Origin of the sequence: Pseudoalteromonas sp. SG44-8 (genome assembly GCF_014164125.1) — a bacterium.
GTDB lineage: Bacteria > Pseudomonadota > Gammaproteobacteria > Enterobacterales > Alteromonadaceae > Pseudoalteromonas > Pseudoalteromonas rhizosphaerae.
In genome coordinates, this window is sequence record NZ_JACJEQ010000003.1 from 92,754 (window position 1) to 119,483 (window position 26,730).

At 39.6% G+C, this 26,730-nt stretch carries 14 protein-coding genes; 13 read left to right on the plus strand and 1 reads right to left on the minus strand.

Annotated features, from left to right (window positions below):
* The first annotated feature begins 21 nt into the window (after positions 1-21).
* The 12 genes from H5163_RS04005 to H5163_RS04060 all read left to right on the plus strand — a co-directional run bounded on the left by H5163_RS04005 (position 22) and on the right by H5163_RS04060 (position 24,888).
* Positions 22-2,013, plus strand: coding sequence for a hypothetical protein (locus tag H5163_RS04005; protein WP_182734418.1), 1,992 nt, complete (start codon positions 22-24; stop codon positions 2,011-2,013).
* Positions 2,006-5,122, plus strand: a complete 3,117-nt coding sequence (locus tag H5163_RS04010) for a poly-gamma-glutamate biosynthesis protein PgsC/CapC (RefSeq protein ID WP_182731089.1) — start codon at positions 2,006-2,008, stop codon at positions 5,120-5,122. The genes H5163_RS04005 and H5163_RS04010 overlap by 8 nt, the downstream gene beginning before the upstream one ends.
* On the plus strand, positions 5,109-7,382 hold the full coding sequence (locus H5163_RS04015) for a hypothetical protein (RefSeq protein ID WP_182734420.1): 2,274 nt from the start codon (positions 5,109-5,111) through the stop codon (positions 7,380-7,382). The genes H5163_RS04010 and H5163_RS04015 overlap by 14 nt, the downstream gene beginning before the upstream one ends.
* A complete protein-coding gene (locus tag H5163_RS04020; RefSeq protein WP_145237330.1) occupies positions 7,366-8,136 on the plus strand; it encodes a hypothetical protein in 771 nt (256 codons plus the stop codon). Before H5163_RS04015 ends, H5163_RS04020 begins: the two co-directional genes overlap by 17 nt.
* The gene (locus tag H5163_RS04025; protein WP_182734422.1) at positions 8,121-12,461 is read left to right on the plus strand and encodes a hypothetical protein; all 4,341 of its coding nucleotides are present in this window, start codon (positions 8,121-8,123) and stop codon (positions 12,459-12,461) included. Before H5163_RS04020 ends, H5163_RS04025 begins: the two co-directional genes overlap by 16 nt.
* A 1-nt stretch (position 12,462) precedes the next feature.
* Entirely contained in the window at positions 12,463-16,575 is a 4,113-nt protein-coding gene (locus H5163_RS04030; protein ID WP_182734424.1) for a poly-gamma-glutamate synthase PgsB, read from the plus strand.
* A gap of 313 nt (positions 16,576-16,888) precedes the next feature.
* Complete coding sequence (locus tag H5163_RS04035; protein ID WP_182734426.1) at positions 16,889-18,103, plus strand: DUF642 domain-containing protein; 1,215 nt, start codon at positions 16,889-16,891, stop codon at positions 18,101-18,103.
* A gap of 435 nt (positions 18,104-18,538) precedes the next feature.
* The gene (locus H5163_RS04040) at positions 18,539-19,969 is read left to right on the plus strand and encodes a peptide MFS transporter (RefSeq protein ID WP_145237342.1); all 1,431 of its coding nucleotides are present in this window, start codon (positions 18,539-18,541) and stop codon (positions 19,967-19,969) included.
* A gap of 624 nt (positions 19,970-20,593) precedes the next feature.
* Positions 20,594-21,640, plus strand: a complete 1,047-nt coding sequence (hppD, locus tag H5163_RS04045; RefSeq protein WP_145237345.1) for a 4-hydroxyphenylpyruvate dioxygenase — start codon at positions 20,594-20,596, stop codon at positions 21,638-21,640.
* Between the two features lie 153 nt (positions 21,641-21,793).
* On the plus strand, positions 21,794-23,107 hold the full coding sequence (fahA, locus tag H5163_RS04050) for a fumarylacetoacetase (RefSeq protein ID WP_145237348.1): 1,314 nt from the start codon (positions 21,794-21,796) through the stop codon (positions 23,105-23,107).
* 142 nt (positions 23,108-23,249) lie between these two features.
* On the plus strand, positions 23,250-24,407 hold the full coding sequence (locus tag H5163_RS04055; protein WP_182717061.1) for a M23 family metallopeptidase: 1,158 nt from the start codon (positions 23,250-23,252) through the stop codon (positions 24,405-24,407).
* Positions 24,397-24,888: a polymer-forming cytoskeletal protein gene (locus tag H5163_RS04060; protein WP_145237352.1), complete on the plus strand. Its 492-nt coding sequence runs from the start codon at positions 24,397-24,399 to the stop codon at positions 24,886-24,888. Before H5163_RS04055 ends, H5163_RS04060 begins: the two co-directional genes overlap by 11 nt.
* 16 nt (positions 24,889-24,904) lie before the next feature.
* Here H5163_RS04060 and H5163_RS04065 read toward each other — a convergent pair whose 3' ends face one another.
* Positions 24,905-25,378, minus strand: coding sequence for a hotdog fold domain-containing protein (locus H5163_RS04065; RefSeq protein WP_145237355.1), 474 nt, complete (start codon positions 25,376-25,378; stop codon positions 24,905-24,907).
* 153 nt (positions 25,379-25,531) lie between these two features.
* Here H5163_RS04065 and H5163_RS04070 point away from each other — a divergent pair, with 153 nt between their 5' ends.
* Positions 25,532-26,725 (plus strand): multidrug effflux MFS transporter, encoded by a 1,194-nt coding sequence (locus H5163_RS04070; protein WP_145237358.1) that lies wholly within the window; start codon positions 25,532-25,534, stop codon positions 26,723-26,725.
* Positions 26,726-26,730 lie beyond the last annotated feature (5 nt).

The window sequence follows — 26,730 nt, forward strand, 5'->3', positions numbered from 1 at the left end:
TATTCTATTTTGGAGCTAATCGTGGCTTTTAAACAACAGTTTTTTTTACTTAAACGCCAGCGTTCTTTTTGGCTTACTATTTGCCTGTTTATCATTGTGGTGATCTCAAATTCATTATCACTGTTTAATTCATCAAATGCCTTTTTCTATAGCCGTTTAGCAAATCTTACACAAAGCCAGCAAAGCAATGTTGTGATCATTGAAAGTGAGCATTTAAGTCGCGAACATAATGAACTAGTACAACAACTATTAAGCTATCAACCAAAAGCAGTATTGGTTTTTGCTAATGAACAACTAACAGTAAATAAAACCTTGACGGACATGGCACAAAACACTGTTTTTTACCCACACCCTAAAAATGACTACTGCCTACCACATATAAACGATTGGTCTGGCTACAATGTTGAATTAGCCGCTATGGCTGACAGCTCATGTCTGGCAATTTGGCCGGCACTGTTTAACGACCTTGATAGTAGCAAAAGTGTATTGCTTAACTTCGCTTTAGCCCCTTCTGCACTGCCAAAGTTTTCAGCTGAACGGCTGATGACAATGGACATTATGGCCAGCCAGTTACAAAACAAAATCATTATTCTCGGTCAACATAATGCTGGTTTAGGGGTAAAACTTAATGCGCCTAAATTAACCCAGACATCAAACTATTTATTACTTACTGCTTATATTGCCGATACACTTGATAAGCAAAGCAGCATATCGCTACTGACACTATGGCAAAGCACCCTACTGCTGCTTAGTATTTCTTTACTACTGCTGTTCGCTTTTCAAAAATTATCAATTAGTTACAGTATCGTAATTGCAGTGCTAACAAGTATATGTTGGTTTGGCTTAGGGTATTTTATTTTAGTGTTTCAGCATTTATTTTTACCCGTTGGCCAGATGACCATTTTTACCTTTATTACACTAGTGTGGGTAATATTGGTTAGAAAACTCAACGAAGACAGGGAGCTCACTAGCCTAATTGGGAATATTCAACAGAAAATGGCTGGGCGCTATTTACCAAAGTCATTTACTTCTCAAAGCTCGCCTTGGGATGCGATTATTCGCCTGGTAACTCAACAACTTGCTTTGAATAAATCGATATTTTTAGCGCGTAAAGAAGGCGATCACCGACTAACCGAAATAAGAGCCGTCAATTGCCACCTTAGTGATATTAAAGAAATGCGCCGCGATTATAAGCGCGCGCCATATTCAGATGCTTTAAAAGAATTTGGTGTTGTGCCAATTTTGCGCCCATTTTTTAATGAGCTAAGTGACGGTGAGCTGCAATATATAGTGCCATTGATCTATGCCGGTGATGTTCGTGGTTTTTGGGCAATGACAGTAATGCCTGATGCACAATTTAACAAACAAGCATTTGAGCGCAATGTAAATGCCTTTGCCGGACAAGTGGGTGAATTACTGTTCCATTATCGAATTATTGAATCACAAAATAATGCTAATGATAGCGCCCTATCTCAACTACTCACTTTGAAATTACAAGAACCGCTCAGCCAGCAAGTGAAAACGTCGATAGCGGAAATGGAACAAAAGCTAACGACCTTAGAGCATGTGTTTAATAATGTTCGCTCTGCGACTGTATTATTTAATTTATTTGGTCAAGTGGTGCAAATAAACAAATCGTTAGAAAAACTAGCTGCGCAGCATCAATTCTCTATTTTTGATATGACAGCATTGGATTTGCTCTGCTTAGTTACTGATTTAGATACTGAAACCGCGAAAGGTAAATTACGCTTTATCACCTTACAAAAAGGCGATATTTATCTTCAAGCTAAGCTTGATGAAAATACCTATATACTCAATGTTCGAGCAATGGATGCAAGTCATCTACAAAATGCATCTGGCGAGCCATTTCAGGTTTCAGGTATTTTATTTGAGTTTATTGATATTGCGTTTTTTATTGAGCAAATGCCCAACAGCAAACAACTGTGTGATTCATTATGCAAACAACAGCAATTTTACGCTCAAAACTTGATGGAGCCATCAACTAGTGGGTGATTTTATTTTACAATTGTTTCCAGCAGGTGGTGGCTTAGGTCAATCGGTGATCACCACTGTATGGATAGGCATTACTGTTGTTTGTTTGTTAAATTTACGATTTGGTTTTCCGCTTACTGGGCTTGTTGTGCCTGGTTATTTAGTGCCACTACTTATTGTTAGCCCAACCTCAGCCGCCGTTATCTTAATTGAAGCGGTAGTAGTGTATGGCTTAATGCTCTTTAGCGCTAAGTACGTAATGCAAAGATTTGGCTACGCCGAGATGTTTGGTCGTGACCGCTTTTTTGCCATTATCTTGATCAGTATTTTAGTGCGTGTAGTCATGGATACTTTGTTTTGGCCATTGATTGCTAACGTGCTCAGCGGTTGGGATATAACCTTTGATTATTCATCACAGCTTTATTCCCTGGGGTTAGTTATTATCGCCCTCACTGCCAACGTGATGTGGAATGGTGGCTTTAAGTACGGCATGAAAGTTACCATTGTTCAGCTACTAATTACTTTCTTATTAGTTCGTTTTGCACTCATGCCAATGACTAACTTTAGCATCGCCAATTTAGCAATTATGTATGAAGCGGTTGCCGCATCAATTATAGCGGCACCAAAAGCCTATATTATTTTGGTGATCACTGCGTTTATTGCGTCGCGTGCCAATATTAAATATGGCTGGGAATTTAATGGCATTATGCTACCCGCATTATTGGCGCTGCAGCTTATGCAGCCAACTAAATTGCTCACATCCTTTGCAGAAACAGCCATTATACTGATCATTGGTGCTTCGCTATTAAACTTTACGCGGTTACGTAATGCCAATATTGAAGGTGCAAGATTATTGCTATTTTTCTTCAATATCGGTTTTATCTATAAGTTATTTTTAAATTATTTTGTGGTGCACTACTACCCTGAAATAAAAGTTACCGATACCTTTGCTTTTGGTTATATGCTGTCTACGCTTTTAGCATTAAAAATATATCAAAAAAGCGCACTAGGCTTAGTGATCCGAGCCACCTTTCAAACTTCAATCCTAGGCGGTGCGTTAGCCATTGTGATCGGCTTTATTATCATGTTTATCCCTTCTTTATTTGTTACAACTGACATTAAAGAATTGCAAAGCACAAACAAAGTCAGCGCTCTTGGTCAACAGATCAGTGAATATAAAAGCTACCTTTATACGAGCAATAAAGGACAACTAGACATCAGCAGTTATCAAGCTAGTCAGGACAAAAATAACTTTAAACAAGCGATTTATGAAATTAATAAAGCCCCTAATTCAATAGAAAACTTACTGCTGAATAAACAGCGCTTAGCTAAACTTGATTTTCAATTGCAATTTGATGATAGTTATATTTACATTCGCGATGCTAGAAAAACCTCGCAACGCGGGTTATTTGTTATTTCTCGAAAACCAAGCGCAGATTTCATAGTCACGGTACCATTTCCCACTTCAGAAAGTTTAGCGAGCGACTCTGCGGGGCTTATATTTTCACACTTTGACAGTCGTGCCTTAGTATTTGGTACCAGTGCTACACCAACGACGGAATTAACTCATAATAATAAACAAAGTCCTTATTATTTAGCATTTATTGAAGCGCTGGGGCTTGAGCAACTATTTCAAGTACGGGAAGTTAACAATCGCACAAATCGTTTGTTAATCAAAACCCCTGTCGGCGCAACAAGTCAGTATTGGATTTACAATCAGTTACCAAGCTCACTCAGCCAACGTTTGATCCAACAGCTATTAGGACATCAAGAGACTTTTTTTGGTCAAGCAACCAATAGCTCTTTACCTGCAGCAAATTTTAATGGCCAGCTGTTTGAAGTGTTTTTAAATAGTGATAACTACACTACGTTATTAGCTAATATATCTCGTGATGAAAGTAATAACGAGGACAACGCAATTAGCTATGCAACGCAGAGCCTGAATGAAGTGATTGAGCTATTTGCTGACAACATTACCGCTAAAGGCAGTGGCGCTTATAAACCATTAACGGCAAATCAAGCCGCCTTGTGGGAATTTGAAATATTACACCCTCTATACCGTTTAAAAACTAAGCTGACGGATCAAGATGTAGATGAGAATATAATCAATCAACTAAATCAAATTAATGCCACAGCCAGACTAATGGGCTATCAGCTAACATTACTCAATAACGCGCAAGGTCGCTTTTTACTTATCGCCCCTTTCGTTGATGGGGCTGCAATAGCCTATGGTCAAGGTTTCTATGTCATCAATCTGACATCAAGTACCCAACTTAATATTGAAGTACCGCGACCATTATTTGAAAGTAATACCTTAAAGTTTGCCACTGAACTATTTGTAAATAGCCGGGCAGAGCATTTACTGATCGCCGGTGCCCATCCTTATGCGCATCCACAAGCGAATGTATTATTACCCAATAACGTTGATTCATTATTTAATGTGGTTCATCAAAGCTATTTACGGTTTGCACAAAATAATGCCATTTTAAACTTGCAAATTCGTAGTCACAGTGCACCATCATGGATCAGACCCACCGCCCTAGCTTTTGAATATACGCAATCAAATAACGCCCACCAGCATCTTTTACAAACACTTAATCACAGTTTGCAAGATTTGGCTGTTGATTACCAAGTTGTGCAAGGCCAAACCGCGACAAGAGGTTTAGAGCTTGGTACGTCGCCGCAATCTGGCTATCAAATATTTGCTCCCCACAGCGAACTAGCAACCCTGTGGCTTGCATCTGATTTTAAACAGCAATTTTCTGTTAACCAGCAAAGTCTTTTACAACGCTTGCTCGCGATTTCAGCGCAACCAACAATTAAAGTAATGAATATAACCACATTATCGCCTGCCAATTGGCAAGCTGTAAGTTCACAGCAGCAAAGTCATTTTTTAAAAACGATTGAGCATTATGCCAGCACGCAACGCTTGACGGCACTGGCACAACTATGTAAACCATTCGCTAACTGTGAATTACAAACAATTGAATTTGAAGGCCGCCAAGAGTATGCCCTCGCGATCAGACAAAAAGGTAAGCTGTTGGCAATTTTTAATCCGATAACAAACCGTCTCACTGACCAAAACCGTTTTAACACTATGATGATTGAGGGATCGTATGCAATTTATTAAACGACTCTTAAAAATACTCATATTGCTCCTAATACTTACTGGGCTTAGTTTTGCGCTGTTTAGTTTTTATCTGTGGATACAGTCAGCTGAACCTATAACTAGCCGTTCGGATGAAGAGACACGCTCTAACGTTCAATGGCTAAGCACTGAAAAACCATTGATTTTTTCGTTTTCTAGCACTAGAACACACTCGATCCGAGTATTATCAAATGCGATATTTTCTGAACCACAGGATTTAGATAAACCGATAAACTATGCCATTGAATACGCATTCTTAAATGAAAAAAAACAAGTAATTAGTAGTCATGTCTATCACCATGCGTCAAAACTAACACCTCCCGACAATGAGCAACAAATAAAGCAAATTATTGAAAATCGGCAAGCTTTACAGGTCTCATCTGGGCAATCTTTTTATATCAGCCCAGAACAATTAAAGAACGTTACCAGCGTATCATTAAAGTTAATTAGCGAAGATAGCCAAGTTATGGGAGTTGTAGTGCGAGTCCATGCTAAAACACATAACGATAATGATGATAAATACAGCGCGTGGCTCAAGTTACCATTAGAGCGAAGAGAGCGAAGCAGCGCATATCACAGTATTGGGGTTAATGCGTTATCAACCACAGAAATAAACAATGCAGTTACCTATTCATGGCTAAAACTTGCTCCACAAGGTATTCCTGGGATCGACTTTAAAGCCGACATTTTATATGAAACGCTGCCCTACAATGTTGTTACTTATGACTTTGCGCAGCAACAACTTAATTTAAATGACTATTACACCGATGCGACACTGTGTGCGAGCATTGAACTAAAACAGCCAGATTCGCTTATTTTCAGTCTGGACAAATCAGCTGAAATCAATTTAACTTGGTATGATTTAAGTCAGTTTATTGCACCACATACTGTGCTTTATCGCGCAAATACAGCGCAGCCACTGAGCTTTATTACCGAGCCATTAGATATTGGTTTAGTAACTATATGCAGCACCGAGCCACTGTTAAGTAATTGGTCTTTTAGCTCACTACAACCGTTAACGACCGCACAAGATGGTTACTATCAAATAAGTAACTTATTAAATGCTCGCTTCACACTTGAAGGAAGTAGCGATATTAACATCGATCTCAGATCATCTAGTCGAGGTCATGCTACTGTGATTGTTTATGATCAAAATAATCAGCCAATTGATACCTTTACTATTTCTTATGACGATGAATTATCTGAATTTGATCGAGTTATTCTAGATTCCACACAACGAGAAAAAATCCCTAAAGCAAATAGCTTTTATTTACGTCTTAACGAACGTGCAGCGGCATTGGTAATTACAACTGAGCAACCGACTCTTGTACGTGTCAAATCACGTAATAGCCAGTTTAACTATCAACGTACGGTATGCCATACGAAATGTATTGAAGATCCAAACTTTCATGATATTGCCGCTTGGTATGAGCAACAAGCTGATAACCATTACGACTTTACTGAACAAGATAGTTACGTCAATATCCGAGTTTTCCAAGAGCCACCAGAGATCCTAATTAAAGACAGTTTCTATCAATCAAGAGAGCTGTTTAAACAATTACCGATCTCTAATGTCGCATTGGTCAATAGCCCAACAAAATATTTTACTCCAGTTACTGAGCCCAGCCCTTATAACTTTGCACCATTGCAAAATAAGCATCTGCTGCAAGCGGCGACTAATGCGCCAAGTACAGATCCAGGCAGTGTGGTTTATCAACTAAACAACAAAACAGCCAGAGAAGTAAATTTAGTAGACACTGACTTTGAACAACTGGCAAGTATTGAAAAAAATGCCCAACACATTTATCAAAACTGGCAAGGGCAACGCCCGTGGCTCAAACAACGGTTGTATAAACTTACGGCAAATACGCCACTAAAATTAGCATATCCAACGCAACGCCCTTACAGTGTGGTATTAAAAGCGTACAGCCATTATGCTGAGCAGAGCATTATCCTCGATATTGCTCAACGTGCTAAATACCAAAGTGGCTTAACCCATGATTATAGTATTGCAAACAAGCGCTATGGACTTCAGCCGAGCCGCTTAAGTGATGCCTTTTTGATCCATCCAAAAGACAGTCAACTATTTGCTTACCCGGCAATTACTCAACAGCTCAATGCTGATGTTCGTGCGCTCAACAGTTTAACCATTACAAGCAATAAAACCGTCTGGATCGCAGTATTAGAAGAGTACGCTAACGAAGAAGTAAAAATAAGGTGGTGGAATGATGATGCAAGCTAAACGCTTACTTGCGATAATATTACTGTTATTAACTAGCGCAAGTTACGCTAGTTCGTCATCACAAAATGGTGCCTATGCGGTTACAAAAGCCCAACTAGCGCAATGGCTGAGCACGCAAACAAACTTGGCGCAAGGCAACGAACTAACATCAGCGTTAACTTTAGTAACGAAAGATGAACACGTTATAGCAGGAGAAATAAAATACCAGTCGAGTGGCAGTCAGTGTATTGCCTATGCTCCGCACCGCTATTTTGACAAACACAGCTACCCTATTGCGATGGCTCTATTTACTGAATGCCAGGTTTTCTTAGCCAATACCATACATCGCAATACACTTGCAGCTGATGGACAAAAAAGTGATCTAGGTAAATACCACTACAGTGTTACCAATGCGTTTATTCAAAGCTACGCCAACACAGTCGATCAGTTCGTTATTTATCAGATACACGGCTTTGATCCAAAAAAACGACACACTAAAAAAGCACGCAATAGTGATGTAATAATCAGTCATGGTGCCAAGCCAGCTACAGCTAAATTACAGCAAATAAGCCAGTGTTTAACTGACAAATTACAACTTGCCAGTTATGTATATCCGTTAGAAGTTACAGAGCTTGGCGGCACAAAAAATATTTTAAATAAAATTCTGCCAAGCAATGGCGAATTTTTCCATATTGAATTAAGTGATATATTACGCGCGCAACTTGTTCAACAGCCTACTTTGATGAGTCAATTTAAAATATGCATTACGCTATAACTGCTATTATTTTCAGCCTATTGCTTACTTTGAGCCCACACGGCTTAGCCAGTAATGACAATATTTTGAGTTCGCCTATGTGGCTAAATGTGACACCTAACGTGCATTTAGATAAATCTCAGCAAGCGATGTATTTTGAAGCTAAACAAAGTCGTTATCTTTGGCTGGCAAAAGGTCAATGGCTGGAGCTGGATAGTACAACATTTAATTCGTTTATTTACAGCTCGGGGACCAGTCACCTTGCCCAGCAGAGACTCAATGTGAGTCGCGATTTTATCTGTGAACAAGCCAAGTGTCAGTTACCGATTGCATCATATAACCGCATTTTAAAAATCACCAATCACCTTGATGAAGGTGTAACCTTAACGGCAATGGTCGGTGAAACAAACCGTCACCGTGATAGCTTCCGTCGCGCCGTAAAGCTACCACGAGCAGTAACTCGTTTACAATATGGTCAAAATATTGAGCATTATTATCACTTTAAAGCGGGCGAAAAAGTAAAACTGTACTTTCAACACGCTAAAAAATTAAAACTAACTGTGCGCAAAGATTTACTAAATAAAGATATTAACGGCAAAGTCTATACCTATGTAAATGAGCAACCGATCAGTGTGCTCGGTGTTATTGCCAGTCGCGCCAGCGAGTATAGTGACCAACACATTGGTTTGGCCAATACCGATTACTTAGCAATAGATAAAGGTGAATACCTAACTATACGTAGTGAAACAGACGCTTATATTAAACTTGAGCAAAATCACAGAGCAATTTTTGATGATCAAGCAATGGATAAGCAACAAGAACGTTTGTTTCAACCATATTGGGTTAATAATTTAGACAACACGCTGCGTGCTATCTACTCTCAACACGACTTATCACAGCTAAACAATTCACCTTATCAAAGTGGTGAATTACTTTCGCAACGTCGTTATCAAGATTTACTTAGCACAATTTCATCTCGCGATTTTCTTGTTCCGAAGTCGCAGGATAAAGCGTACTTTAATAGTCAATTTAAGCAGTTTGATAGCTTTAGCGGACTGCGGATGGTTGATGATACTGGCTACCCTGTACTATCAGAGCACTATGCGCAAATACATCAATTAGGCCAGCAACAGCATCAATTTTCTCTAAACAATAAACAGCGCGTGAGAACGACGATAACACTGCATGCGCGCAGCAGTGTCGATAGCCAATTGTTAGTTCGCAGTGGTAACTTAAAATGGCATTTAACCTTGCTAAAAAGCGAAAATTTTGCCGCTTTTGAGTTAAACGTGCCTTTAACAACAACTCAATTAAGCATTCAGAATCTTCAGCAACAGCGCCAACCAATTGAATACGTAATGCAAAGTGATCAATTACTAGATTTACCAAATAATGAATTGCTCTATGCACAAGCAGGTACGCTAAAAGAAAAAAGTAATCTTATTCATAACTTATTGGCCCAGCAAATTAGCCAAATCGGTGATGAGTTTACTGCCGCACTGCTCCCTTATAAACCACTGAAAACAAAAACTGCGGCAATAACTTCCACTGATACTATGCATTGGCAACATCAACTCGGTGAAGCTCAGTATTTAATGGCAGAGCATCCACTTCAGGCACTGCAATTAATTAAAAAATTAGTCAACGTGCCCAATACAGATATTGCAATTAAAGCGTGGCAATTGCGTCTCACTATTTTGATGGCGCAAGGGCGCGACGCTTTAGCCAAAAGCTACCTTGAAGGGCTCTACAAAAGCAGCCAAGAAGTGGCTATCAAATCCTATGCTGGCAATCAGTTGATACAACAATATCAAGCATTAGAGCAAGACTATAAACTGCAAGGTTTATGTGCCAATGCTTTAGATTTATTAGCGCCATGTAGGAACATTTTGATTGCGCTTGCAATCAAACAACAAAAAAACTTACTCGCATTGTGGTTAAGTCATGACTTACCTAATCAAGCGGCATTGCAAACAAGCTTTGCAAAATTAAATTGGCGCGATTACAGCGAAGCAGATATTCAACAGCCCAGCTACGAACTTGATTACCCAGGCACGCAAACGCTTGCCAGCCCAACGGGGTTAATACAAGCACTAGTGGTTAATAAAAGCCAAGCGGTAACATTCAAAGCGCAAAGCCAACCACTCACAATTGCCCTAAGAGCGCGCAGTACCAGTGTTCAAAATGGTCAATATAAAATGAGCTGGTTGTTTGCACAACAGACATCGCAATCATCAAAATCAGCGCAACACACTGTACTGCCAATTTTTTCTGATATTAACTCGCAAACCCTATTACGCAATGATGCTCAACCGCTGTCGATCTCCAGTGACGCGTTGATCACATTACAAGCTGGTGAGTCAGTTCGCTTATATAGTGATCAACAAACATTTATTTCCTATAAAATACTCTCGCAGCCATTGACGACGACGTATAATTATCAAAATATGGCAACCCGCTATTTTTGGCAAACACCATTTATGGCGTTGCTATATGACACCGATATCAACATGCAGACGTTATTGAATAATACCTTATTTAAGTTAGCGGATAAAACGCTAACCACCAATGAGTACACGCAAGTTTTAGCGAAAGTAAATGCCCTGAGCTTACCTCCACAACTCGCGCAGTTATTTTCACGTATACAAAGTTATGGCCAGTGGGTTCCTCTACAAAACTATACTGACTTTGCTGGCACGCAACTCATTGCTGTGGATTCTCAAGATGAGAGTAGCTATAGCGACCAATTACTGCGTACCAGTAGCCAAGGCGGTTTTACGCAAGGATTAGTCTTACGCCCACATCATGATTTACATATTGACTTGAGCCAAACCCGCTCAGAACAAATTCGTTTAAACTTTCATTTTTCGGTCGCAGAGTTATCTGCAGCAGCTGACTTATCCCAAGGGAATGTCGCGAACGTTGCAATAAAATTAGCCACATCGGAAAAAGTTTGGTCAATACAACCTGATAAACCAACTGCATTTGGTTTTAATAAAACTGAGCTAACCGATAATGTGCTCTCGTTGCAATGGCTTAATCCTTATTTATCACAAATGATGACAATCAGCGCACAAGAGTACCGTAATGGTCGCTGGTATGACTTACCGCTTAGCAATAACTTGTTATTTTACACTGTTCTGCCAGAGCGGCATTTAATCGCACAATTACCAGCCGATCGCTTAGTTAAGCTCGAGCAAATGCTCCCAAGCAGTATTGTTGGTGAATTTGAACAACGCCTTGAACGCAGCTTTTTCCACCCAGCAGGTAAAATAGAAGTCAGCACCGACAGCATCAAGCACGTTCGCTTATATACTTGGCAATTGAGTGAAAGCAATCATAAAATATCTAATTTTGAAGCCGAGCAAAACAGCTTCGCAAACACCGTAATTTACCAACTGCCCGTTGCTCAGCGTGCCCTGCAAACTGAGGTCGCACAGTTTCATCCAGACGACTTAAGCTGGCAAGCATTTATTAATTATGACCGCCGAGGTATTTTTGAATCTAGCGAAAACGTCCCTATTCGTCATAGTATGGATGTTGGCGCTAGGTTTCGATTAAGTGACGATGAGAATTGGTATCGTCTTGATCTTACTTACTCTTTGAGCGAACAAGATAGCGAACTATTTTCGATTGATGGCTATCATTCTTGGCAAGATCATGACAGTCCTTGGTACGTCGACAGCGCCTTGCAAACCACATGGCAACCAAGTCAAGCAGACACTGACAGCCAATATGCATTTAATAGCTATGTGCAGATTGGTCAGATCTGGCGCATTGATGAAAGTCATCGTCATCAATGGCAAATAAGTCCATTCTACAGCTACAGCAGTGCTAATATTGAAGACTTTTTATTTGATCCTAAACTCAATTCAGACATTTATAATTTTTATCGCGAAGATCACCCGCATGGTTGGCGAGGCGAATATCAATATCGCTATCAACCGTGGGTTGATAGTTACTTTAATTTTCTCGCCGGCAGCACGTCCAATGCCGATTGGACAAGCCTAGATATTTTGCGTTTTGGCGCATCTTGGCATCAATATTATCAAGGGCAAATCTTCCAAGCCGGATTAACCAGTTACTATAAGTTTGCTGATAAACATCGCCCTAATAGCACATGGCAATACATCACCAGTGTAGGTTGGCGAAAACAGCTGCCATTAGGTAACTTTTCACAAGGGTGGATCAAAGTACGTTGGGACCAAGATTGGTTTAGAAATGACCATAACATCAGTCTCGAGTTTTCGACTGGCAATATAGCTGACACCGGTTTTGGTGTTTTCTCTCACGACGAAATTATTTTTGAGTCACTGCAACTCAATCACTTTTTAGAGCAGAATTAATATGGCAAACACCAAGAAAGTTACTCCCTCTAGCGAATTAAAAGATCGCTTAGAACATCTATTGTTTGCTGATATTGCTAATTTTTGGCTGGACCTTTATCGCCAAAAATACCGTCAACTTGTTGATGAACTAGCGCAGTGGGAATTGCTGCAAAATATGCCCGATGGCGAAGATCAGGATATTTGGCTATTGCGCCAAGCAATTGCTTTTCTACGTCATCGCGTAGAACATAAACAGCAAAGTTTACAAAAGTTGGATGCCGGTTATCTGCTTTTTATTGAAAGACTCAGTCATGCAGAAATCAGCGCCGAACGTGAATTCCATATTTTAGATTACGCTCAGCAACTAGGCGCCACGTCTGAACAATTACGCCAAGATAAACTTGCCTTTAATCGTTGGTTTGACGAAGGTGCTGTGATCAACCGTTACCAAGATATAGTCGCTGATATTGAACAAACTCTTAAATTTTTAATTGGAAAGCTTGGCGACTTAAGTAATCGCTATTTAAAAAAATCTTCAAACGATATAGCAAAAGCGTGGCAAACTCTGGACTTAGAGAGCTTCTTTTTACAATTATTAACCAAGACCGATAATGAACATGTAAGAAATGCGCTATACCGTGCCTTAGCGAATCAAGTACAACTGATGCATAACCATGATGGCGATCCAGAGCTAAGTGCAAATTTAATTGAAACCTTAGTATTAGCATTAGAAGAGGTGAATACACCGCATTTAGCCCGTTTGGATATATTAGAAATTTTGATCCATCAACGGCCAACCTACATTCGTGCATTTATGCAGCAGCTGATCCAACAAACTGATCAGTGCCAACTTAATGCTGAAGAACGGTTATTTATTTTAGCTGCGTTACCAAAAATTTTAACCAGCCAGAACACATTGAGCCACTTATGTGAAAACCTGTTAATGCAGTTAGCCGAACACAGTTATCCACGAGTAAGGCAAAGTGTTATAGAGCAAGCTGGTAATTTTTCTGTCAGTTTTTTACAAAATTTATTAACCGAACGATTAAAAATAGAAACCGTTGATGCCGTGCGCTTTACGTTAGTTAAACAACTAAGTAGCCCGCGTATAGATACCGACAACTTTGCATTCAAACTCTGGTGGCAACTATTAAGTGGTAATGAAAGCTTTGCCATTAAACGTTTAACGTTAGAGCTCACAGCTCGTATGATGCTCAATCAACAATTAGAGACAAACCAACCAAATAGCGTTTTCACAACTTATATCAATTGTTTAAATGAACGATTGCAGAGCGAGCCGGTGCTGGCTATTCGCCGTTTTATCAGCCGTACCAGAGAGCAATTAGTTGCATTTGAGCATCAAAATTTAATGGCTGAGTTAGAGCAAGTATTACCAAACTCTGCAACCCTATCTCAGCTCGATAAAGAATTAGATGAAGAGTTACTTGGTCGCTTACTCAGTCGTAAAGCTCAGCAAAGCGAAGGCTACAATGTTAGTAAAAATAAATTAACATGGCAGATCCGCAGTGGTTATCGTTATGCGTTTAGGTTGTGGCGTTTTATACATGAATGGCGCAACCCAAGCACAGACAAACGCCAAAGCTTTAATCATAGCAAAGCCCGAAAACCATCTGCCTTTATGCATGTTCCTAGTTGCTCTGTAGCGGAGATAAGCACTACCAATGTTCCTGGCGAACCGTTATTTGATACTGATGAATACTCAGCGCGGCCACATTTACCGTTACCTGATTTCTTACTCTCGGTACTGAGCCAAGACAATTTAAAACAGCCAGCAAAAACCTATACGCCAGATGGTATTTTATTAGTTACCCCGCCAAAGTCATTATTTCAGCGAATTAGCAGTTATATTTGGCTAAGTATTAATATTGATAGTTTAGATACGCAACGTAAAGGTAACGAAATAGAGCAAAACAATTACCTGAAAGCACTCAATAAGCACGGTTTTAGTTTTGAATTTAAAGCCTATGGTGAACAACTCGGTTGTACGTTTGATGTAGAGCCAAATATTAGTAAGCTTTATAACAAGCTAAGTTTTTCTCCACTACTGGTAAATATTTGGCTGAATTTTAAAGAGTATCTTTACTCAATCTATCAAAACAGTATTGGTCAGCTTATCTTTTTTGTAGTTGGTTTTATGGTTTATTTTTGGGGACGTCATATTCGCATAAGCCGACGTATAAAAACCGACCGTCAAGCAATTCCAGTCAGTATTGGTGGTTGGGGCACCCGAGGTAAATCTGGCACTGAACGCTTAAAAGCCGCGCTGTTCAGCAGTCTTGCGTTAAAAGTAATAACGAAAACAACGGGCTGCGAAGCAACCCTTATTTATGCTCGCTCCAATGGTGAACAATTTGAAGTGCCTTTATTCCGCCCATTTGATAAAGCCAGTATTTGGGAGCAAAGTGATGTTTTACATTTTGCTAAAAATGTCAAAGCAGATGTCTTTTTATGGGAGTGCATGGGCTTAACACCTCGCTACGTCAAAATACTCAGGCAGTGGATGCAAGATAACTTTTCAACTATTACCAATGCCTATCCTGATCATGAAGATATATTAGGACCAACAGGTATTGATGTGGCTAAAGAAATGGCAAACTTTATCGCCCCCAAAAGTCAGGTTTTTACTAGCGAACAAACCATGTTCCCTATTTTAGATAAAGACGCTACACAAAAAAGCAGTACCTTAATTCAGGCACATTGGGGCGATGGTTATCAAATCACACCCGACATTAGAGCACTTTACCCATATGAAGAGCACCCGGATAATATTGCTTTAGTATGTAAGATGGCAGCCTACATTGGCCTGGAAAAAGACTTTGTATTTAAAGAAACAGCACAGCGTATAGTACCTGACATTGGTGTTTTACAACACTTTAGCCCTGTACCTTTTACACATTTTAGCATGTCATTCGTTAATAGTATGTCAGCCAATGAACGCTTAGCGACCATAGAGAACTGGCGACGCTTAGATTTATTTGGCCTAAGCAAGGATCCAAGTAAACAAACCATCGCCTTGATTAACAACCGAAATGACCGTGTAGCACGTTCAAAAGTGTTTGCCCAGATGCTCGTCGAAGATTTACCGTTTGATAAAATGGTTGTCATTGGTACCAATGTTGATGGCTTTTATAGCTATTACTTGCACGCTTTTGCTGAGCGCTTTGAACGAATAATTAGTAATAATGATTTACAGGAATTAGAATTGTTGTGCTCTCAGCTACACTGCATTAAAGAAGCAGATACAGTTGCCGAAATAATGAATAAAGCACTTGAAGGTAGCTACCAGGCAAAAGAATTTACCGCCTTGAATAATGCAGAGCAATTTACTGATTGGCTCAATGGACAGGCACAAACATTAAGTGAACAGCAGCGAATAAGTTTGCAAGATGTTTTTAATCACTATTTAAGCTATCAACAGATGCGGCCTTTGTTGAGTGATTTAAAAAAGAATCAACATAATTTACAAACAATATTATTGGAATTAGTCAAAAGTAAATGCATATTAATTACTAACTCCAAGGTCACCCCCGATCAATTAACGATCATGCTAACTGCACTTGCGAGGCCTCACTGTCACCAAGTCATCATTGGTATGCAAAACATTAAAGGAGCTGGCTTAGGCTATGTTTATGGCTGGCAACAATGGCAAAAGATTTACGATAGCATAAGTATGCTTTTAGATAACAATTGCTCAGCTGAACAGTTTAAAAAAACCTTAACGCGCTTATCACTGATCAGTACATTTAGTCAGCTTGAGCATGCTTATTTAAGCAGTGCGTTATTAGAGATAAAAAAAATGCATCATGCGCAAAATGAATACAGCCAAGCAGAGCTTGTGCATATTAATGAACGTTTGAATAAACATCAGCAACAGCTAGACAATAAAACCGACAGCCAGCAACAAGGCCCATTAAAAAGATTTGCCATACAAGTGGCTGAATCATTTTTAGATGCTGGGGCTGCTGTTAAACGCAAAAAAATTGCCAACCAAGTTTATAAAGATATCGCAACCCAGCGTATTACTCTTGAAAAAGCTATTACGGTCTTAGGAAAGCTAAATCGCAATCAAAAGCCCGGCTGGTTAACATTTTCAAATAAAGATAATAGCTAAGTTAATCATACCGTAAAAACCTACAAAGCCTTAATTACTAATTAAGGCATACCGACCTAAACAAATGTATTAACTTAATTTTCAGCTAAAATTTTAGTTATAAAATAAGTAAAATATTTTCAAAGTAATTACATTCAGCAAGTCACTGTTTGCAAATGAATTATTTAAAAAAGACAAATAAAGCAGTGAATTATTGCGAAAACGCTCATGTTCAACATTTGACCGAACCCAATATTTATAGCAAAATAGTACCATAAATTGTTAATAAAAATGTTAACAAAAACAAAATGAATTACTTGGTAGGAAAAGTACTATGAAAAACTCATTGTTTAAGCTTGCAACATTACCTTTATTGATCGCTTCAGGCTTTGCATCAGCATCAACGAGCCTAGTAGCAAATGGTTCTTTTGAAAACACTGCAACAATTTCTGGAACATGGGGATTATTAAATCAAGTCTCAGGTTGGCAACGTTCAAACAATGCTAAGTTTGAAATCCAAACCAATAAGCTTGGCCTTATCAAAGCTCAAGATGGCAGCCAGTATTTAGAGTTAGATTCGACAGCTAATTATAGCGTTTCGCAAACATTGAATACTGATGTTGATCATAACTATGAAGTAAGCTTTTATTATTCAGCACGTGTAAGTGGCGATGCAAATACTAATAAAGCAGAAGTATATTGGGATGGTGAGTTACTCGATACGTTAAATTCAACCACCAAAGGCTGGCAAAAGTTTACGTACACTGTAAAAGCAAGTTCAGCAGCAACCGAACTTAAATTTATCGGAGCAGGTAAATCTGATTCATTAGGTGCGTTTATTGATGATGTTAAAGTAACTAGCCAATGTGCATCTGGCTTATACGGTATTAATAACTTCGGTACGAATGAAGAAGGATTTGTTTACTTTTTCAATACTGACACAAACACATACTCTAAAGTAACGGGTTTAAGTAACACGGCATCAAATATTGCATCACATAATGGTGTTTTATATTTCATGGAGCAATTAGATAGCTCGACTAAAGTCTCGCAAATTTTATCACTTGACCTTGCTACGAATGAGCAGGCATTGGTTACATCTGCAACTTCGTACCCGATTTACCGCTCTGCAATGAACGCTGATGGCACAACATTACGTACCACAAGCAAAACATACATGTACGATTTTGACCTAGCTACAGGTGATAAAACAGTACTTGGTAAATTAACTTTCCCTGGTGATTCGTTCGCTGATGGTGATATTGCTTATTCAGCTGATAATAATGTTCTTTACGTTCTTACCGGTAAAGCACTTTATACTATTGACCAAGGTTCAATGGAGTTGTCTTTAATTGGTGAGCATGGTGTTGATCAAGCATCAGGTATCGCAATTGCTGCAGATGGCACAATTTATGTGTCAGGACGTGTAAAAGGCGAGAACGCTAAAATTTACCGATTAGATCAAAATACTGCGGCGGCAACATTCATTATGGATGGCCCTTCACATGTTAATGATTTAACGTTTGTTGATAGTAACTACTGTAACTAATTTACACTGTTAATAAGTCTTTATTTAAAGGCCGAGTAATTTATTACTCGGCCTTTAGTATTTGTTACGCATTGTGTAACAGCTCCTCAATGCCACCTTATTTACCCGCTATACAAAAAATGAGCAAGTGTCATTTCATTACGCTTATTACCGCAAAGCCCCTTCGTGCCTTACGCTGACGCTTTAAAGCCATCAGTAATCTAACTATCGCAAGCACTTCCCCTGCACTGCCCGTGTATGTATACTTAGGCGCAATTGTAGCTAGGATAAGGGTGTGACTCTTACCCACTAAGCAATCTTAGTGAGCAAACCATTACCTTAGCTGCATTAAAAATAATATTCATGGCCACCCGTTCTGTTTGTGTTGAAAGCACATGAACGACCAAAGCAAAAAATATAAGGCCGCAATAATTAACGTTGAGTTAGGAAGTAAATATGAGTTCATTACCTAAAGCAGGTGATTTTTTAGGGCATCCTAAAGGATTATTTCTGTTGTTCGGCACAGAAATGTGGGAACGATTTGGTTATTACGGCATGCGTGCCATTTTAGTACTTTATCTTGTTGCTATTGTCCAAGACGGTGGTTTTGGTTGGAGTAATGCAGACGCACTAAGCCTTTATGGTACGTTCACAATGGCGGTTTATATCACTCCATTATTTGGTGGTTGGTTAGCTGATAACGTACTTGGTCAACGAAAAGCTATTATCATCGGCGGTCTACTAATGGCTGCTGGCCATTTTACTATGGGTATCCCCCACGATATGTTAGCCGGCCAACAGGAAAACGTATTTTATATCGGTCTTGCTTTATTATGTATGGGTAACGGTTTATTTAAACCTAACATCTCAACTATGGTTGGCGACTTGTATAAAGAGGGTGATCAACGTCGTGATGGCGCCTTCACAATCTTCTATATGGGTATCAACTTAGGTGGTGCGCTTGGTCCACTTGTTGCGGGTTTCGCAGCTGCATCTATGGGTTGGCAATATGGCTTCGTTGTTGCTGGTATTGGTATGCTAATTTCGGTAGCGATGCAAGTAGTACTTAGTAATAAGTACTTAGGTGATATTGGTGTTGTTCCTGCCGCTAAATTAGCGCAATCACAATCAACTTCAAATACCAAAGAGCCGCTCACAAAAGTGGAAACTGACCGTATAAAAGTTATTTTCACTATGAGTGTATTTAGTATCATATTTTGGATGGGTTTTGAGCAAGCCGGTGGCTTGATGAATTTATTCGCTAATGATTACACTGATCGTATGTTGTTCAACTTTGAAATTCCAGCGTCTTGGTTCCAATCATTAAACTCAATCTTCATCATTATTTTTGCGCCTATGGTTGCCATAGTATGGTTGAAACTTGATAAACGAGAGCCTAATTCTCCAGTTAAATTTGCCATTGCGTTGATATTCTTAGCGCTTGGCTTTATCACTATGATTTTAGCACTTATGACCCAAGGTCAAGGTGAGCCACTACAGATCAGCATGATGTGGTTAGTATTATTTTACTTATTCCATACCTTGGGTGAATTATGTTTATCGCCGATCGGCTTATCAATGGTGAGTAAACTAGCACCACTGCGTTTAGCATCAATGCTAATGGGAATTTGGTTCCTATGTACTGCTGTTGCGAATAAGATTGCTGGTTTCGTAGGTTCATTCTTAGGTGAAGGCGAAGAAGCGCTTGATAACGCATTGGGCATTTTTATTGGTTTAGGCGCTACTGCTGTTCTCTCTGCTGTGATCATGTACTTACTAAGCGACAAGCTTGTTAAATGGATGCACGGTGCTGAAGGTCAACACGAGCCACAAACACAAGAGCACATTTTAGCTGAAGAGCTTGAAGTAGTTGCTGAAAAACCGTAACGTTGTGTTTATTATCTCCCCACAAGCTATGCCGCTTGTGGGGATTTTAGTTGCTCTATTTATATCGCCATGATTAATTCCTGCCAACCAAACGTCGATTTAAGTTACGATATTAATAAGGCTGACTTCAAAGCGCGTAACAAAAGATTATAAATTACTTTTCAACAGCTTCATTAAACACATCTGATAGGCCACCACGCACGTTCAACGAAACGCTGTAGCACTGCTAGCAAAATGCCCCAGCCATTACTAGTAACCTTAGCTTAGCGCAGAAGAGTTAGTTTTTTAACAAATACGGCTCTAGCGTAAACAATTTATTACACCACGTATATTTAATAAGGGGGGAATAGTTCCTTTATTTAATTATTTACCCCCTTAAATAAGAATAAATTAATTCTATTTATCAATAAGTTAACAAAATTTTAAGTTACTTAATACAAGGCCTTTCAATACAAATCTCAAAACCAAGCATTAATGCTTATGCATTTTAAAATGATCGTCCCATTTAATTTACAAAGAGCCGTTTGCCTAAATAGCTATCGGCTCTTCCCCTGCTGCCAATTATGGTTAATTATCTGCGCATCAGACACAACAAGACGCAGTGTTTATTGCGGGAGAATTATAATGAGTGAAGTAACTAACCCTTTAGGTTTGGTAGGTATCGAGTTTACTGAATACGCTACACCTGATGCAGATTATATGGATAAAGTATTTACCGATTTTGGTTTTTCAAAGCTCAAAACATTTAAAGGTAAAGACATTGTTTATTACAACCAAAACGATATTCACTTTTTACTAAATAATGAACGTGATGGTTTCTCTGCAGAGTTTGCAAAAAGTCATGGTCCTGCAATTTGTTCTATGGGTTGGCGTGTAGAGAATGCTCAACAGGCATTTGACACGGCAGTAGCGCGTGGTGCAAAACCCGCGACTGATTCAACTCATAAAGACCTACCATACCCGGCAATTTACGGTATTGGTGACAGCTTAATTTATTTTATTGAGCAATTTGGTGACAAAGGTTCAATCTATGAGCAAGACTTTGAAGACTTAAGCGAACAAAACATTGTTGATGATAAAGGCTTTATTCGCATCGACCATTTAACTAATAACGTTTATAAAGGCACTATGGAAACATGGGCTAACTTTTATAAAGACGTCTTTGGTTTTACTGAGGTTCGTTACTTTGATATCAAAGGCCAAAAAACAGCCTTGATCTCTTATGCTCTTAAATCACCGTGCGGCACCTTCTCGATTCCAATCAATGAAGGTAAAGGCAACGATAACAACCAAATCGATGAATACCTTGGTGAATACAATGGCCCAGGCGTGCAGCATTTAGCATTCTTAACAGATGACCTAGTAAGCTCACTAGATAAGCTTGATAAATCAACCATTGCCACGCTTGATATTATCCCTGAATACTACGATACAATTTTCGATCGTGTACCTTGGGTTGCAGAAGATAAAGAAAAGATCCGTGAACATCAGATCTTAGTCGATAGCCAAAGTGAAAATTGCTACTTATTGCAAATTTTCTCGAAAAACTTATTTGGCCCAATCTTTATCGAGATGATCCAACGTGTTGATGACGGCGGTTTTGGTGAAGGTAACTTCCAAGCACTGTTTGAATCAATCGAGCGCGACCAAGAGCGCCGCGGCGTTTTATAAGCACCGTATTGTAAATTTAAAAAGCAGCGTACTTCGCTGCTTTTTGTCGTTTCATCAATATTATAAATGACAATCTGAATTTCACTGTTTAAATCGCGCTATTCATCACCATATCCACTGTAAAGCGCGACTGACTAAACCAAAGGAAATGTAATGAGTTTAATTAACGAAACCCATGATATAAATTTAACTAGCTGGGTTGCCTCAGCGAACGTTGCAAATTGTGACTTCCCAATTCAAAACCTACCATTTGCAGAAGTACGTCGTAAGAACTCTGACGAAGCTTTTCGTGGTGCCGTTGCCATTGGCGACCAAGTTATCGACCTTGCCAAAGTAAACGAGTTAGCTATTTTCTCAGGCGATGCACAAACAGCCATAGCAGCAGCAAGCCAAGCAACATTAAATGAATTTATGGGTCTTGGTCAGCAATATTGGTCAGCGCTACGTTTAGCATTATCTAAAGCATTACGCGAAGGCGCCGCTGAACAAGCTAAGTTAAGCGACGCATTAATTGCCCAAGCAGACATTGAGTTTGCATTGCCATGTCGTATTGGCGATTACACTGACTTTTACACATCTATCTATCATGCAACAGCAGTCGGTAGCTTATTCCGTCCTGACAACCCGTTACTGCCTAACTATAAATGGGTACCCATTGGTTACCATGGCCGTTCTTCATCAATTGATGTGTCAGGTCAAACCTTTCATCGCCCAAATGGTCAAACTAAGGCGCCAGACGCTGAAGTACCATCGCTTGGTCCGTGTAAACGTTTAGATTATGAGTTAGAGCTAGGCATTTATTTAGGTAAAGGTAATGAATTAGGTGATGCCATTGCTATCGAAAACGCTGAAAACCATGTATTTGGTTTTTGTGTATTCAATGACTGGTCAGCACGTGACTTACAGGCATGGGAATACCAACCATTAGGTCCATTCCTTGCGAAAAACTTTGCTTCAACTGTATCACCGTGGATTGTAACCACCGAAGCATTAGCACCTTATAAAACATCATGGACTCGTGATGAAAATGACCCACAACCATTAGATTATTTAGAATCAAGCCAAAACCGTGAGCTTGGCGCCTTTGATATAAAAATGGACGTGCAAATTGAGACCGCTAAAATGCGTGAACAAGGTGCTGCACCTTCATTAGTATCTAAATCAAGTTTCAAACATTCATACTGGACAGTGGCACAAATGGTGACTCATCACACAGTAAATGGTTGTAACTTTATGCCAGGTGATATGCTGGGCTCAGGTACGCAATCAGGTCCGACTCATGAAGAAGCCGGTTCATTACTTGAACTGTCTCGTGGTGGTAAAGAAAAAATAACCCTTAATAATGGTGAGCAGCGCAGCTTTTTAGAAGATGGCGACAACGTTATTATGCGTGGTTGGTGTGAAAAAGCCGGTTTTGCTCGTATCGGTTTTGGCTGCGTAGAAGGAACGGTTCTTCCTGCTAAGTAACTAAGTTGTAAACATTTATTAAATGTATTTATTATAAGGAGGCGACCAACGCCTCCTTTTTTAAGATTAATTACAATTTTTTACTGGCTTTTTCAGCTCAGATTGCTATCTTAATTCGGTTAATAGCCAGTGTTTATAAGCCATGTCAGCATTTATTAAGTCTTTTTATCACAAATTATTCCCAGCTAGACAGCTGTTGATCCGCCAAAATGGTGAGGTTAAACATGTGATATTAGCACCTTGGTTACAAATATCAGCCGTAGCTATTATTTTAATTGCTTTAATTTGGTTGGCTGTTTCGACCCTGCGAATATACTCTCAAACCAACAAGATTTCCGATATCGAACAAAGCCAATTATCAAAACAACAACAGTGGCAGCAACAAAGTAAAGAACAACAAGCACAATACGATAAACAGTTAGCCCAGCTTGCGGTGCTAGAGCAAAAGCATGCTTTATTGCAGAGCATGATCGATTCTTTACCTGAGTCGATGAGTAATCCCACACTGCCAGCAGCGCCGCCAGAAGGTGAACTCGGCGAACAACAAGAAGAGTTCCACGAACCATTAGTTGATGAAAACCCTAACAGCGCACACACTCTTTCACTCTCTGACTCTGTTAATATCGAGCAACGTTTTGCACTACTCGATAGCCAATACCAACACAGCTTTTTACAAATAGAGCAACAAATAGAACGCCGCCAGCACGATATTTTAGCGATGCTCAAAGGTGCAGGACTTGATACCGCCTTGGCGCGTCGTCTAGATGGTGATATGACAGAAACCGCGCAAGGTGGTCCGCTGGATTTATTTGATGAATCAAAGATCCCAGCTGAATTTTTAGTCATCGCAGATAAACTATTGGCGTTGAATAAGCTTGAAAATTTACTCAGTGAGTTACCGCAAACTCTGCCTGCAGCAAATTACTATATTTCGAGTAGTTTTGGCCTGCGTAAAGATCCAGTGAATAACCGTCATGCTTATCATAAAGGTGTTGATTTAGCAGGTTGGCATAAAACCGAAATATTCGCCCCCGCTGATGGCACTGTATTACGCGCAGGACGCAACGGTGGTTATGGTAATTTTATCGAACTGCAACATAAAAACGGCTTTGTAACTCGGTTTGGTCACTTAAATAAAATCAACGTTAAAAAAGGCCAAACGGTAACCAAAAATGATGTTATCGGATTAATGGGCAGCACTGGCAGAAGTACTGGCACTCACCTACACTATGAAGTATTACTTAACGACAAACATGTCAATCCAGTCAAAATAACAAAGGCGCTTTCTCGTGTTCGGTAAAAAAAAATCAACAGTAAGTAGTTCTGCAAATTCTCAACTAAAAAGAACTAGCCACACTCCTTCGATAATTTCTGAAGATGTTCGCTTAACGGGCAGCCTAGTGAGTCAAGGTGAAGTACAGCTTGATGGTCGCATAGATGGTGATGTTCGTGTTAACCATTTAGTTATTGGTAATACCGGTTGTGTTGAAGGCTCAGTGGTCGCTGAAAGCGTGATTGTAAAAGGTAAAGTAATCGGCTCACTCAACGCCAGCAAAGTAGTTATTGAACGTTCAGCGCAAGTGCACGGGGATGTTTATCAAGATACTTTAAGTATTGATGCTGGTGCAATTATTGAAGGTAACTTAAAACAACGCCATGAAGCTGAAACGGTTGAATTAATTACCAATAACGCAGAATCAAAGCCAGAGCTTACATCTGCGCTCAGTGAAGGTGATAATGACTTGTCGTTTTTCAACAAACAAGCCGCTGAGAAAAAGTAATCGCTTTATTATTCTTTTACTTTTTCTTAGTAACGTACATTGTAATATCAGCAGTGAAGACCAATTCACTGCGAGTATTGTAAAGCTTCACTGGTACCACTAAATCCTCTTTATCTAGCCATTGTCTTGGCATTGCAATTTCTGCCACAGCTGTCACATCAGTATCAACCTTCGCTAAGTACTGCACCGTCATTCCTTTAGGGATCCAGCGATGAGTTTTATACGGCACGGTAGCATCAACCATCACACCGGCACATAACTCAGCTAAATTACACTGCGCAATAGCATGGATAGTCCCAATATGATTGTGCACACTCCGTCGGTTTTTAACCATTGCGCTGCAATGTCCGTCACGTAAATCTAAAACAGTGGGTTTCATGGAGCCAAAATAAGGGGCTTTAAAACACACTACTTTAGTAAATAACCAATTGCCAAATGGTAGACGCTTAAAACTATGCCATGCTGTTAAAACTGCAGATTTATTACTCATTATTATTTTCCATTGAATGTCGCTATTGCAAAATTAGCACATCAGACCAGTTAGCAAAAGTGCATTTATACTTATAATCTTATTGATAGATGGGTCATATGCCCTTTCTTTTTTATCTTTGCAGACCTAAAATACGCGGCAAAAGGAGCACTCATGCCAACAACCGATCGCCGCAATCATCTTAGTGTTATTTTAATTCTCGCTCTTCTGGTTATATTCTGCCCATTAGCGATTGATATTTACTTACCCGCATTTCCTGATATTGCGCAAGCATTGGCTATTGATGAGCAGCAAGTGCAACTTACCGTCGCTATTTTTATGCTGACGGTTGGCTTAGGTCAGCTTATAGCAGGTCCTTTAGCCGACAAGTTTGGCCGCCGTCCAGTCGCACTATTTGGCATCACACTGTATGGATTTGCTGGGATGTTGGCTTTTTTAGCACCTAGCTTTAGCATTCTGATGCTTGCACGTGCACTGCAAGGTTTTGGGGCTTGTGCCACTTTTGTGGTTGCATTTGCGATTGTTCGTGATACCTACGGCAGTGCTAAAAGCGGCCAAATGATCACTTACCTAAATGGTATTGTGTGTTTTATTCCCGCGTTAGCGCCTATTTTAGGCGCTTGGCTGACTGTGCAATTTGGCTGGCGGATGAACTTTTTATTTTTGGCGGGGTTTGCTTGTGTTGGACTAATGATCACTGCCATATATTTTAAAGAAACACGCCCTGCGGATAGCCACTATGAGGGCCACATACTCGATTTACGTCGTTTTATACCAATCATTAGCACGCCTATTTTTCTTTTTAATAGCCTAATTTGTATGGTGGCAATGTCGGCTATTTTAGCTTTTGTAACATTAGCACCGGGATGGATCATGACCGAGTTAGGTGGATCGGTCAGCGATTTTACTTTTTGGTTTACTCTCAATGCCATTGTTAGCATTGTAGCTAGCTTTATTGCACCATTGTATATCAAACGCCATAGTCAAAAAGCGTTACGCATAGGTATGAGTTTATTAATTTTCTCTGGTGTACTGATTTTAATTCTCGGCCAGTTTAAAAGTGCCTTTGCTTTTATGCTGCCAGTGTTGATTGCTGCGCTAGGCTTTGCACTTAGCTTAGGCTCAGCGGCTGGAATGGCATTGTCACATTTTGCTAAACAAGCAGGTACTGCATCTGCGTTAATCGGTTTAATGCAAATGAGCGGCGCTGGAGCATTGGTTATGCTCACCCAAGTGCTCCCTTTCAATGCGCCCGAGTTTATTGCTTTTCACTTATTATTATTGCTGCCACTGTGGGTTATACTGCTCAGTAATAAAGCACACGCTTATCACCCTAAAAACACATAAAAACA

What these genes read in the sequence shown, in the direction of transcription:
- H5163_RS04015 (WP_182734420.1), top strand. Translation starts at nt 5,109, where the DNA reads ATGCAATTTATTAAACGACTCTTAAAAATACTCATATTGCTCCTAATA.
- H5163_RS04020 (WP_145237330.1), top strand. Translation starts at nt 7,366, where the DNA reads ATGATGATGCAAGCTAAACGCTTACTTGCGATAATATTACTGTTATTA.
- H5163_RS04025 (WP_182734422.1), top strand. Translation starts at nt 8,121, where the DNA reads ATGCATTACGCTATAACTGCTATTATTTTCAGCCTATTGCTTACTTTG.
- H5163_RS04030 (WP_182734424.1), top strand. Translation starts at nt 12,463, where the DNA reads ATGGCAAACACCAAGAAAGTTACTCCCTCTAGCGAATTAAAAGATCGC.
- H5163_RS04035 (WP_182734426.1), top strand. Translation starts at nt 16,889, where the DNA reads ATGAAAAACTCATTGTTTAAGCTTGCAACATTACCTTTATTGATCGCT.
- H5163_RS04040 (WP_145237342.1), top strand. Translation starts at nt 18,539, where the DNA reads ATGAGTTCATTACCTAAAGCAGGTGATTTTTTAGGGCATCCTAAAGGA.
- hppD (WP_145237345.1), top strand. Translation starts at nt 20,594, where the DNA reads ATGAGTGAAGTAACTAACCCTTTAGGTTTGGTAGGTATCGAGTTTACT.
- fahA (WP_145237348.1), top strand. Translation starts at nt 21,794, where the DNA reads ATGAGTTTAATTAACGAAACCCATGATATAAATTTAACTAGCTGGGTT.
- H5163_RS04055 (WP_182717061.1), top strand. Translation starts at nt 23,250, where the DNA reads ATGTCAGCATTTATTAAGTCTTTTTATCACAAATTATTCCCAGCTAGA.
- H5163_RS04065 (WP_145237355.1), bottom strand. Translation starts at nt 25,378, where the DNA reads ATGAGTAATAAATCTGCAGTTTTAACAGCATGGCATAGTTTTAAGCGT.
- H5163_RS04070 (WP_145237358.1), top strand. Translation starts at nt 25,532, where the DNA reads ATGCCAACAACCGATCGCCGCAATCATCTTAGTGTTATTTTAATTCTC.